General features: G+C 72.5%; 10 protein-coding genes and 1 pseudogene. 9 read left to right on the top strand and 2 right to left on the bottom strand.

What is annotated here, in order from left to right:
- From ABZ873_RS32605 to ABZ873_RS32595, 3 genes and pseudogenes are all read left to right on the top strand, one after another.
- A pseudogene (locus ABZ873_RS32605) lies at positions 1 to 338 on the top strand (hypothetical protein); the annotation flags it as partial.
- Positions 335 to 1,405 (top strand): hypothetical protein, encoded by a 1,071-nt coding sequence (locus tag ABZ873_RS32600; protein WP_360879958.1) that lies wholly within the window; start codon positions 335 to 337, stop codon positions 1,403 to 1,405. The pseudogene ABZ873_RS32605 and the gene ABZ873_RS32600, both read left to right, overlap by 4 nt.
- On the top strand, positions 1,402 to 2,844 hold the full coding sequence (locus tag ABZ873_RS32595) for a hypothetical protein (RefSeq protein WP_360879955.1): 1,443 nt from the start codon (positions 1,402 to 1,404) through the stop codon (positions 2,842 to 2,844). The genes ABZ873_RS32600 and ABZ873_RS32595 overlap by 4 nt, the downstream gene beginning before the upstream one ends.
- Positions 2,845 to 2,918: 74 nt before the next feature.
- Here ABZ873_RS32595 and ABZ873_RS32590 read toward each other — a convergent pair whose 3' ends face one another.
- Complete coding sequence (locus ABZ873_RS32590; protein WP_360879952.1) at positions 2,919 to 4,439, bottom strand: oligopeptide:H+ symporter; 1,521 nt, start codon at positions 4,437 to 4,439, stop codon at positions 2,919 to 2,921.
- A 412-nt stretch (positions 4,440 to 4,851) separates the two neighbouring features.
- Between ABZ873_RS32590 and ABZ873_RS32585 the strand changes: the two genes are divergently transcribed.
- The gene (locus ABZ873_RS32585; RefSeq protein ID WP_266595781.1) at positions 4,852 to 5,529 is read left to right on the top strand and encodes a response regulator transcription factor; all 678 of its coding nucleotides are present in this window, start codon (positions 4,852 to 4,854) and stop codon (positions 5,527 to 5,529) included.
- 11 nt (positions 5,530 to 5,540) lie between these two features.
- Positions 5,541 to 6,806: an ATP-binding protein gene (locus tag ABZ873_RS32580; protein ID WP_360879949.1), complete on the top strand. Its 1,266-nt coding sequence runs from the start codon at positions 5,541 to 5,543 to the stop codon at positions 6,804 to 6,806.
- A 25-nt stretch (positions 6,807 to 6,831) separates the two neighbouring features.
- Here ABZ873_RS32580 and ABZ873_RS32575 read toward each other — a convergent pair whose 3' ends face one another.
- Entirely contained in the window at positions 6,832 to 7,410 is a 579-nt protein-coding gene (locus tag ABZ873_RS32575; RefSeq protein WP_360879961.1) for a GtrA family protein, read from the bottom strand.
- A 144-nt stretch (positions 7,411 to 7,554) separates the two neighbouring features.
- Here ABZ873_RS32575 and ABZ873_RS32570 point away from each other — a divergent pair, with 144 nt between their 5' ends.
- The 4 genes from ABZ873_RS32570 (at position 7,555) to ABZ873_RS32555 (ending at position 11,640) form a co-directional block, all read left to right on the top strand.
- On the top strand, positions 7,555 to 8,748 hold the full coding sequence (locus ABZ873_RS32570) for a 5-(carboxyamino)imidazole ribonucleotide synthase (protein WP_360879946.1): 1,194 nt from the start codon (positions 7,555 to 7,557) through the stop codon (positions 8,746 to 8,748).
- A complete protein-coding gene (gene purE / locus ABZ873_RS32565) occupies positions 8,745 to 9,281 on the top strand; it encodes a 5-(carboxyamino)imidazole ribonucleotide mutase (protein WP_360879943.1) in 537 nt (178 codons plus the stop codon). Before ABZ873_RS32570 ends, purE begins: the two co-directional genes overlap by 4 nt.
- A complete protein-coding gene (locus tag ABZ873_RS32560) occupies positions 9,278 to 10,456 on the top strand; it encodes a dipeptidase (RefSeq protein WP_360879940.1) in 1,179 nt (392 codons plus the stop codon). The genes purE and ABZ873_RS32560 overlap by 4 nt, the downstream gene beginning before the upstream one ends.
- A gap of 113 nt (positions 10,457 to 10,569) precedes the next feature.
- Positions 10,570 to 11,640 (top strand): membrane dipeptidase, encoded by a 1,071-nt coding sequence (locus ABZ873_RS32555; protein WP_360879937.1) that lies wholly within the window; start codon positions 10,570 to 10,572, stop codon positions 11,638 to 11,640.
- Positions 11,641 to 11,725: the final 85 nt, after the last annotated feature.

Below are 11,725 nucleotides of genomic sequence, written 5' to 3'. Positions count from 1 at the left end.
CGCTCCCCGGCCGCCCCGCCCGCGCCCTGCCCGCCGCGCTGCTCCCCGGCCGCCGGGCCGAGCTGACCGAGCCCTGGCCCGGCGCCCCCGCCCTGGACCGGGTCCGCGTCACGGTCACCGCCACCGCCCCCGGCGCCGCCCCGGCCACGGCCGCCGCCTCCGCCTGGTGCCTGCCCGGCCGGGCCACCGGGGGGACCGGCCTCGGGCTGCTCGGCCTCGGCGGGGCGGCGGGGGCCGCGCTGGCCCTCGTACGGTCCCGGCGCGCCCGGCGGGAGCCCGCGCCGCGCGAGACACCGGCCCCCGCACCGGAACACGAGCTGACGGGAGCCCTCAGGTGAAAGCGAGCATCCGGGCTCTCCTGGCTGTACTGGCCCTGCTGGCGGCCTGCGCCCTCGTCCTGCTCCCGGCGGCGACCGCCGGCGCCGACGAGGGGAAGGCCGCCGCCGCGCTGTCCCTGCAGGAGGCCGCGAAGGGCGCCGAGGTCACTGCCACCGGCACCGGCTGGCGGCCCAGGACGCTCGTGATGCTGCTGGTGTGCGGGCAGAACATGACCGAGGGGACCAACGACTGCGCGAACGCCGACGGCGCCGCCGTCTCCGTCGCCGACGACGGACGCTTCACCGCCCGGCTGGCCGTGGCGGCACCGCCGAAGCCCTGCCCGTGCGTCGTCAACGTCACCTCCGTGAACGGCGACGGCTCCACCGTCGCGCTCCCGTTGAAGATCACCGACCACCCGGTGGCCGAGCTGCCCGCCGCCTCCGGCACGGGCCGCCTCGCGGTGCTCACCGGGGTCCGGCTGGAGGGCGAGGACGGGATCCTGACCTGGTTCGGCGCCCCGCCCGCCCGGAAGCTCAAGGTCACCGTCGGCAACCTCGGCTCCGCCCCGGTCGAGGACCCGGTCTTCCAGCTCGGCACCGCCCACGGGGTGTTCGCCCCGCTGTGGGAGGAGGCCCGCTGGCGGGGGACCGTACCGCCCGGCGGCAAGGCGGAGATCGCCCTCCCCGTGGCCCTCGCCGCCGGGGCCCACGGCGACTACACGGTCTCCCTCAAGTACGGCGAGACGGTGCTGGCCGCCCAGCCGTGGGGCGTGGACCGCCCGTACGGGGTCCTGCTCTTCCGGGGCCTGCTCCTGATCGTGATCCCGGCCGCGCTGTTCCGTATCGGCATGGCGGTCGTGGACCGGGTCCGGCCGCGCGCGGGGGCGGCGGCGGAGACGGCGGAGACGGCCCGGCTCCCCGCACCGGGCGAGCCCGAGCCCCCTGAGACGGCCACGGCGGTCCTGCCGTGGTTCACCCCGGTCAGCGCGCCGGAGGCAGCACCGCAGACGACAGCTCCGCAGACCAAGGCAGCACCGCAGACGTCCGCACCGTCTGAGAACCGATCGACGACGAAGGGACCATTGTGAAGAACCGACGGAGGGTGGGCGCGGCCGTGGCCGCGCTGCTGCTCGGCGGCGCGGGCCTCGCCATCACGGCTTCTCCCGCTCAGGCCGCCGAGACCACGTTCAAGGTGAAATGCGTGCCGCCGGCCGGCGGCGGCTCGCCCGTGGAGGGCGAGACCACCGCCAAGGTCACGGCCCCGGCCACGGCCAAGGTCGGGGACGAGGTCGAGGTGTCCTGGGAGACGGTCAAGCCCGCCTCGAACAACACGGACCTGATGGACATCCCGAAGGACTCCGTCCAGCCGACCGGGTGGATCACCGTGGGCGGCGGGGGCGGCGAGCTGAAGGTCGTGGGGGAGAAGAAGAACCCGCCGATCCCCAAGAAGGCGCCGATGCAGCTGTCGACGATGAGCGGCAAGCTCAAGCTCACCAAGGCCGGCAAGATCACCCTGACCCCCGGCAAGTACGACGTGGCGGTGACCTTCTCCTTCGGCACCTTCGTCACCAAGTGCGCCCCGGTGGGCGAGGTCACGGGCGGCGCCACCATCGACGTCTCGGCCGGCACGAGCGGCGGCACGACGACGGGCGGCACGACCAACGGCGGCACGACCACAGGCGGTACGACCACCGGCGGTACGACGACGGGCGGAACCACCTCAGGCGGCACCACCACGGGCGGCACCACCACGGGCGGCACCACCACGGGCGGCACCACCACCGGCGGATCCACCACCGGCGGCACCACCTCAGGCGGAACGACCACCGGCGGCACCACCTCAGGCGGCACCACCGGCGGCTCCGGCGGCCAGACCGACTTCCCCGGCAAAGCCGTAGAAGTGGCCTTCGACTGCGGCCCGGTCGTCCCCGGCGGCATCAAGACCCCGGTCACCATCAACGCCAAGAAGAACGGCGGCAGCTACGACCTCACCGTCAAGACCGCCAAGGGCGCGATGGCCGCGCCCATGGCCCTGCCCGCCGGAGCCCTCAAGCCCTCGATGGACGTGAAGCTCGGCGGCGCCGACAGCGGCACCGTCAAGGTCTCCGGCCCCGCCAACGCCGAGCCCATCCCGGACAAGGCGCCCGTCAGCCTCAGCGATATGACCGGCACCTACAAGCCCGGCAAGTCCGGCAAGGTCACCCTCAGCCCGGACCGGCTGACCATCGACGTCACGATGGCCCCCGGCTCCACCCCCATCAACGTCCCCTGCAAGGCGACCAGCAGCGGCGTCTCCCTGGAGCTGGACACCGCCGCCCAGCCGGGCGGCTCCGGCTCCTCCTCCGGCGGTACCGGCAGCTCCGGCGGCTCCGCCACCGGCAGCTCGGGCGGCCTCGCCGAGACCGGGGCCGAGGACGAGGGCGGCCTCCAGGCCCTGGCCCTCGTCGCCGGCACGGTGATCCTGCTCGGCGGCGCCGTCTTCACCTTCACCCCGTGGCGCCGCCTGCGCGGCGGCGGCACCCGCTGACACGCGGAAGGCCCGGCACACCTTCACGGTGTGCCGGGCCTTCCGTCCGTCCGCCCTGCGAAAGGCGGGACGGGTCAGTTCACATCGCCCATGAGCGCGTTGACCTTCTTGCGGTACATGAAGATCGCGACACCCGCGGCCACGGCGGCGAACGCCTGGAAGAGGATCACGCCGACGCCGTTGAGCTGGACCTCGGCCAGACCGAGCAGACCGGTGATGCAGTCACCGGCGGTGACGGCCAGGAACCAGACACCCATCATCTGGGAGGCGTACTTCTGCGGCGCCATCTTCGTGGTGACCGACAGGCCGACCGGGGAGAGGCACAGCTCGGCGATGGTGTGCATCAGGAAGATGAGCACCAGCCACCACATGGTGACCTTGGTGTCGTTGCCGGCGGTCTGGCTCAGCGGGATGGCGAAGACGAAGAACGAGGCACCGACGATGACCAGGGCCACCGAGAACTTCACGATGGTGCTGGGCTCGCGGTTGCGGCGGGCCAGCGCCACCCACATGGCGGCGAAGATCGGGGCCAGGGCCACCACGAACAGCGGGTTCAGCGACTGGAAGACCGTGGTCGGGACCTCCCAGCCGAGCAGCGCGCGCTCGGAGTTCTTGTCACCGAAGAGGGAGAGGGTCGAACCGCCCTGGTCGTAGATCATCCAGAAGACGGCGGCGGCCACGAAGAACCAGATGTAGGCGCTCATCCGGGTCTGCTCGACGGAGGACAGGTCCTTGTCGCGCTTGATACGGGTGAGGACCGCGACCGGGATGATCAGACCGGCGATCGTGATCGGGTACAGGGCCCACTTGATGGTGAACATGTCCGCGGCGACCACGGCGCCGTAGAAGACGGCGACGACACCCAGGACCGCGAGGGCCTTGGTGATCACGGCCTTGCGCTCGGCCGGGCTCAGCGGGTTCGGGACGAGGCTGCTCTTCGGGCTCAGCGTGCGGCCGGCCAGCAGGAAGATCGTCAGGCCGATGCCCATGCCGACGGCGGCGAGCGCGAAGCCCAGGTGCCAGTTCACGAGCTCGCCGACCATGCCGATACCGATCGGGGCGAGCAGCGCGCCGACGTTGATACCGATGTAGAAGATCGTGAAGCCGCTGTCCCGGCGCGGGTCGTCCGCGTCCTTGTACAGGTGGCCGACCATCGTGGAGATGTTGGCCTTGAGCAGACCGGAGCCGAGCGCGACCAGCAGCAGGCCGACGAAGAACGCCAGCTGGCCGGGGACGGCGAGCGCCACGTGGCCCGCCATGATCACGAAGCTGGCGATGGCGACCGTCTTGCGGGCGCCCCAGACGCGGTCACCGAACCAGCCGCCGGGCATGGCCATGAGGTAGACCATGGCCACGTAGACGGAGTAGATCGCCGTGGCCGTGGCGGCCGTGAAACCGAGCCCCCCGCCCTGGCTGCCCGTCGCGGCGTCCACGCCGCCGGAGACCAAATACAGGACGAGAAGCGCACGCATGCCGTAGTAGGAGAAGCGCTCCCACATCTCGGTCATGAACAGCGTGGCCAGGCCGATCGGGTGGCCGAGGACGGTCTTCTCGTGAGCGGGGCTCGGGGAAGCCGTCGTCAGGCTGGAAGCCATGGTCGATCCTTGCTTGCTCGGGACGCTTCGGCTTCGTGAGCTCATCCGCGCCCGGTGGGGGGTGGCCGGCACCGGTGGGCGGACTCCCGCCCCACGCCTCTGGGTACCGCCGTCATTCGCTGTCCTCGCGGCCCGACGGGGGCCTCGGACAAGGCTGCCCGTCCGGTTCAGGACAGAAATAGAGACCTAGGCACTGGTTTTCGGCACAAAGGTCCCTCAGGTATTGCATCAGGCGTCTCGCCACCATACGACACGACACTGCGCCATATGAAAGGACTTGAGAGATGGATCACAAGGCGAGTCGGGAACCGATCGGCCATATTCGAAGGCGCTTAGTAGTTCATAAACCCAGATCGGAAGGGGTCCGCCGGCGGGCCTCTCGATCCGGTCACCGCGCACTACCATCACCCACATGACGCGTGTACTGCTCGCCGAGGACGACGCATCCATCTCGGAACCCCTGGCCCGCGCCCTGCGCCGGGAGGGGTACGAGGTCGAGGTCCGGGAGGACGGCCCAACCGCCCTGGACGCGGGACTGCAGGGCGGCGTCGACCTCGTCGTCCTGGACCTGGGCCTGCCGGGCATGGACGGGCTGGAAGTCGCCCGCCGGCTGCGCGCTGAGGGGCACGGATTCCCCATCCTCGTGCTCACCGCGCGCGCCGACGAGGTCGACACCGTGGTGGGCCTGGACGCCGGCGCCGACGACTACGTGACCAAGCCCTTCCGGCTCGCCGAACTGCTCGCCCGGGTCCGGGCCCTGCTCCGGCGCGGCGCCGCCGAGGCCGTCCAGCCGCCCGCCACCCACGGCGTGCGGATCGACGTCGAGTCGCACCGCGCCTGGATGGGCGAGGAGGAGCTCCAGCTCACCGCCAAGGAGTTCGACCTGCTGCGCGTGCTCGTGCGCGACGCCGGCCGGGTCGTCACCCGCGACCAGCTGATGCGCGAGGTCTGGGACACCACCTGGTGGTCCTCCACCAAGACCCTCGACATGCACATCTCCTGGCTGCGCAAGAAGCTGGGCGACGACGCCGCCAACCCCCGCTACATCGCCACCGTGCGCGGCGTCGGTTTCCGCTTCGAGAAGAGCTGAGCCCCTAGGCCATGCGCCGCCGTCTGATCCAGTCCACGCTCGCCGTGGTGCTCGTCGTCATCGCCGTCTTCGGGGTCTCCCTCGTCATCGTGGAGACCCGCACCATCACCAGCAGCGCCCAGGACCGCGTCGAGGCCGAGGCGCTGCGGCTGGCCGGCATCGTCGAGGCGAACGTCCTGGAGCGGAAGCCGACCGACCCGGCGGCGCTCTCCGAGCAGCTGGACGCCGGCCACTACGCCCGGATCACCGTGCCCGGCCAGCCCGCCGTCGAGGTGGGCGAGCCGATCCCCGACAGCGTGGTGCGCGGCACCGCCCGAGGCGAGCAGGGCGAGACCGTCGTGGTGGAGGAGTCCCGCTCCACCGTCACCCGGGAGGTCGTACGGACCCTCGCGGTGGTCGGCGCGGTGGCACTGCTGGCCGTCGTGGCCGCCGTACTCCTCGCCGTCCGGCAGGCCAACCGGCTGGCCTCCCCGCTCACCGACCTCGCCGAGACGGCGGAACGGCTGGGCTCGGGCGACCCCCGGCCGCGCCACAAGCGGTACGGGGTCCCCGAGCTGGACCGGGTCGCGGACGTACTGGACTCCAGCGCCGAGCGGATCGGCCGGATGCTCACCGCCGAGCGCAGACTCGCCGCCGACGCCTCCCACCAGCTGCGCACCCCGCTCACCGCGCTGTCGATGCGGCTGGAGGAGATCACCGTCACCGAGGACCTGGACACCGTCCGGGAGGAGGCGACGATCGCCCTCACCCAGGTGGAACGGCTCACGGACGTGGTGCAGCGGCTCCTGACGAACTCGCGGGACCCCCGGACCGGCTCGGCGGTCCCCTTCGACCTGGACGAGGTCGTCAAACAGCAGGTGGAGGAGTGGCGGCCGGCCTACCGCAGCGCCGGCCGGGCCATCGTGCGCTCCGGAAGGCAGGGCGTACGGGCCGTGGGCACCCCCGGCGCGGTCTCCCAGGTCCTGGCCACGCTGGTGGAGAACGCCCTCATGCACGGCGGCGGCACGGTGGCCCTGCGGACCCGGGTCGTCGGCAACCAGGCGGTGCTGGAGGTCACGGACGAGGGGCCCGGGGTCCCGCCGGACCTCGGGAACCGGATCTTCGAGCGGGCCATCAGCGGCCGCAACTCCACCGGCATCGGCCTCGCCGTCGCCCGGGACCTCGCGGAGGCGGACGGGGGCCGGCTGGAACTGCTCCAGGCGCATCCGGCGGTCTTCGCGCTCTTCCTCAGCCGGACGGCCCCGGAACGGCCCGATCCGCCGGCGACCGTCCGCTAGTCCGTCCCTGTCCGGGACCGGGGCGCTAGTTGTTCGCGGGCGCCGGCTCCGGCAGCGGCTCGGGCTCCGGCTCGGCCCTGCGCCCCGGCTCGGCCACCGGCTCCGCCCTGCGCCCCGGCCGGGGTGCCGGCGCGGCCGGATCCGGCGCCGAAGCGGCCGGAGCCACCGGCGGCAGGGCCTTGAACACCCAGGTCCGGTAGGACCAGAAACGGAAGACGGTCGCGGTCGCGATGCCGATGAACTTGAACACATTGCTCGCGACGGGCCCGTCCCAGCCGAAGCCGTACGTGGCCGTGTAGAGCACGCCGTTCTCGACGACCAGGCCGATCCCGCTGAACGCGGCGAAGAGGACCATCTCGCGGGTTCGGCCGCTCCGGGCGCGGTCCCGGTAGGCGAAATAGCGGAAGCCCAGGTAGTTGGTGGCGATGGCCACCGCCGTGGCTATCACGCTCGCCCGGACCACCTGCAGGTCCGTCGTGTGGCGGATGAGGTTGAAGACACCCAGGTTGACGAGGACGCCCAGGCCGCCGACCGCGCCGAACTTGGCGACCTCCCGTACGAGGCCGCGTACGCGTTCGAGGACGGTTCCGCCCGGCACTCTCATCAGCAGGTCAGTCCTGTCGGTCACCGCCCGCTTACGGGGCGTACGGATTTCCCGGTCAACCCGACCATGCTAAGTCTCCCCCCTGTGCTCCGTCTGTGCCTTCCCGCACCCTGCGACGCACGGCACACGGAGGGGATCGGGCCAGTGCCGCGCGCAGGCGGGTCCCGATGGCCGAATACCGGCGGATACCCTGGAGAGGTGACGTTCCCGGTAGTCGGCATGGTCGGCGGCGGTCAGCTCGCCCGCATGACCCACGAGGCGGGTATCCCCCTCGGCATCAGATTCAAGATCCTGAGTGACACTCCACAGGACTCGGCGGCCCAGGTCGTGAGCGACGTCGTCATCGGCGACTATCGCGACCTGGAGACGCTGCGCGCCTTCGCGCGCGGCTGTGACGTGATCACCTTCGACCACGAGCATGTACCCACGGAGCACCTGCGGGCCCTGGAAGCGGACGGCATCCCCGTCCGCCCGGGGCCCGACGCTTTGGTCCATGCCCAGGACAAGGGGGTGATGCGCGCCCGGCTCGACGCGATCGGCGCGCCCAGCCCCCGCCACCGGATCGTGAGCGATCCGGACGACGTGGCCGCCTTCGCGCAGGAGGTGGGCGGCTTCCCCGTCATCCTCAAGACCGTGCGCGGCGGCTACGACGGCAAGGGGGTGTGGTTCGTCCGCACCCCGCAGGACGCGGCGGCGCCCTTCCAGGCGGGCGTACCCGTGCTCGCCGAGGAGAAGGTGGACTACGTCCGCGAGCTCGCGGCGAACATCGTCCGCTCCCCGCACGGGCAGGCCGTCGCCTACCCGGTCGTGGAGTCCGTCCAGGTGGACGGCGTCTGCGACACGGTGATCGCCCCCGCCCCGAACCTCTCCGAGGAGCTGGCGGGCGAGGCCCAGGGCCTGGCCCTGCGCATCGCCAAGGAGCTGGGCGTGACCGGCCACCTGGCCGTGGAGCTCTTCGAGACCACCGACGGCCGCATCCTCGTCAACGAACTGGCCATGCGCCCGCACAACAGCGGCCACTGGACCCAGGACGGGGCCGTGACCTCGCAGTTCGCCAACCACGTCCGGGCGGTCCTCGACCTCCCCCTGGGCGACCCGCGCGCCCGCGCCCCCTGGACGGTCATGGCGAACGTCCTGGGCGGGGACTACCCCGACATGTACGCGGGGTACCTGCACTGCATGGCGCACGACCCCCAGCTCAAGATCCACATGTACGGCAAGGACGTGAAACACGGTCGCAAGGTCGGCCACGTCAACACCTACGGCGACGACCTGGACGATGTGCTGGAGCGCGCACGCCACGCTGCCGACTACCTCAGAGGAACGGTCACCGAATGAGCACCACCGCCGCAGGCCCCGTCGTCGGAATCGTGATGGGCTCCGACTCGGACTGGCCCGTCATGGAGGCGGCAGCCAAGGCCCTCGACGAGTTCGAGATCCCCTACGAGGTCGACGTCGTCTCCGCGCACCGCATGCCGCGCGAGATGATCGAGTACGGCGAGCAGGCGGCCGGCCGGGGCCTCAAGGCGATCATCGCCGGCGCGGGCGGCGCGGCCCACCTGCCCGGCATGCTCGCCTCCGTCACCCCGCTGCCCGTCATCGGCGTGCCGGTGCCGCTCAAGTACCTCGACGGCATGGACTCGCTGATGTCGATCGTGCAGATGCCGGCGGGCGTGCCCGTCGCCACCGTCTCGGTCGCCGGGGCACGCAACGCGGGCCTGCTGGCGGTACGGATGCTCGCCGCGCACGACACCGAGCTGCTGGCCCGGATGCGCGACTTCCAGCAGGAGCTGAACGACCAGGCCACCGAGAAGGGCAAGCGCCTGCGCACCAAGGTCGCGAACGCGGAGTCCTTCGGATTCGGCAAGTGAGCGCGGCGCGGCGTCTGGACGAGGCGCGTGAACTGCTGGCCGAACACCCCGTCGTGGACGGCCACAACGACCTGCCCTGGGCGCTGCGCCAACAGGTCCGCTACGACCTGGCACAGCGGGACCTCGCCGACGACCAGTCGGCACACCTGCACACCGACATCCCCCGGCTGCGCGCCGGGGGTGTCGGCGCGCAGTTCTGGTCGGTGTACGTCCGCTCCGACTACGCGGGGGACCAGGCGGTCAGCGCCACCCTGGAGCAGATCGACGCCGTCGCGCAGCTGATCGACCGCTACCCCGGCGACCTCGTCCGGGCGCTGACGGCCGACGACATGGAGGCGGCCCGCGCCGAGGGCCGGATCGCCTCCCTGATGGGCGCCGAGGGCGGCCACTCCATCAACAACTCCCTCGCCACCCTGCGCGCCCTGCACCGGCTGGGCGTGCGCTACATGACGCTCACCCACAACGACACCATCGACTGGGCGGACTCCGCGACCGACGAGCCCCGGCACGGCGGTCTGAGCGACTTCGGCCGCGAGGTCGTGCGCGAGATGAACCGCACCGGCATGCTCGTGGACCTCTCGCACGTCGCCGCGACCACCATGCGGGACGCGCTGGAGGTGTCGGCGGCGCCCGTGGTCTTCTCCCACTCCTCGGCCCGCGCCGTCTGCGACCACCCGCGCAACATCCCCGACGACGTGCTGGCGATGCTCCCGGCCAACGGGGGCGTGGCCATGGCCACCTTCGTCCCGAAGTTCATCCTGCCGGAGGCGGTGGAGTGGACCCTCGCCGCCGACGAGAACCTGCGCGCGCACGGCCTGCACCACCTGGACACCACCCCCGAGGCGATGGCCCTGCACCGCGCCTTCGAGGCGGCCCGCCCCCGGCCCGTGGCCACGGCCGCCACCGTCGCCGACCACCTCGACCACATGCGCGAGGTCGCCGGCGTCGACCACATCGGCATCGGCGGGGACTACGACGGCACCGCCTTCACCCCCGCCGGGCTGGACGACGTCGCGGGCTACCCGAACCTGGTCGCGGAGCTCCTGACGCGCGGCTGGTCCCGGGCCGACCTGGCCAAGCTGACCTGGTCCAACGCGGTGCGCGCGCTGCGGGACGCGGAGGCCGTCTCCCGCGAGCTCACCGCCACCCGCCCGCCGTCCAACGCCTGCCTCTGACCCCGGCCCGCCCGGCGGCTCACGGCACGGGTCCCGCCACCCGAATGCCGCATCCGCCGGGCGTCCCGACCGCCCCGCGTGTCACGGTGGCAGCGACCTCCCCGCTGCCCCCGATGACCGGAGCGCACGCCATGGCCGACCTGCAGGACGACCCGCACGCCGTGGGCATCGGGGCCGACGACCTCCCCGCCCCCGCGGCGGCGAGCACCCTCGACCGGGCCGCCGCGCTGCTCGCCGTGCACCCCGTGGTGGACGGCTGCAACACCCTCGTCTGGACCCTGCGCCAGAGCCCGTACCTCGACATCGAGACCTCCGACGCGGGCGTCGACACCGACATCCCCCGGCTGCGCGCCGGGGGAGTGGGCGCGCAGTTCTGGTCCCTGCTCGTGCCCCCGGACGGCCCGTCCGGCGCGGGCGCCACCGACCAGGTCGTCGCGGACACCCTGGAGCAGATCGACGCCGCGCTGGCCCTGCTGCGCCGCTACCCCGACAGCCTGCGCCTGGCCCTGAGCGCCGACGACCTGGCCGACGCCCGCAACCGCGGCCGGATCGCCTCCTTCCTCGGCCCGGTGCCCGGCCGCACCCTGACGGACTCCCTGGGCGCGCTGCGCGCCTTCCACGCACTGGGCGTACGGAGCCTCGCGCCCGCGGGGGCGCCCTGGGCGCGGGAGGGTCTGACGGCCTTCGGCCACGAGGTGGTGCGCGAGGCGAACCGGCTGGCGGTCCTGCTGGACCTCACGGGCTGCCCGTCGGCGGTGGCCCGCCGGATCGCGGCCGCCTCCAAAGCCCCGGTGATCATCTCGAACACCGGCGCGGCGGCCCTCACCCCGCACCCGGACAACGCCGACGACGAGGTCCTGACCGCGCTGCGCGAGGCGAACGGCCTGGCGATGGTCACCTTCGACACCGCGCGCACCGGGGACTCCCTGCACGCGGTGGCGGACCACCTGGACCATGTACGGGCCGTCGCGGGCCCGGAGTGCGTGGGCCTCGGCGCGGCCTTCGGCACCGAGCGCGCGGCCCTCCACCCGACGGGCCTGACCGACCCCTCGGGCTACCCCCGCCTGATCGCGGAACTCCTGGAACGCGGCTGGACAGAACCCGAACTGTCCCTCCTGACCTGGGGCAACGCCCAACGCGTCATCAGAGACACAGAATTCACGGCCCGCCGCAGTACCCACTGACCTGCCGGCACCGAATCCAGCCCCGCCGGCGTTTGAGGCGCGGGAATCTCGCGGTAGTGGCGCAGCCAGGTCTCCAATAGGTCAG

Origin of the sequence: Streptomyces sp. NPDC047014 (assembly GCF_040644195.1) — a bacterium.
Classification (GTDB): domain Bacteria; phylum Actinomycetota; class Actinomycetes; order Streptomycetales; family Streptomycetaceae; genus Streptomyces.
The sequence above is the reverse complement of the archived record's forward strand: the minus strand, read 5'-3'. Positions and strand labels throughout refer to the sequence as shown.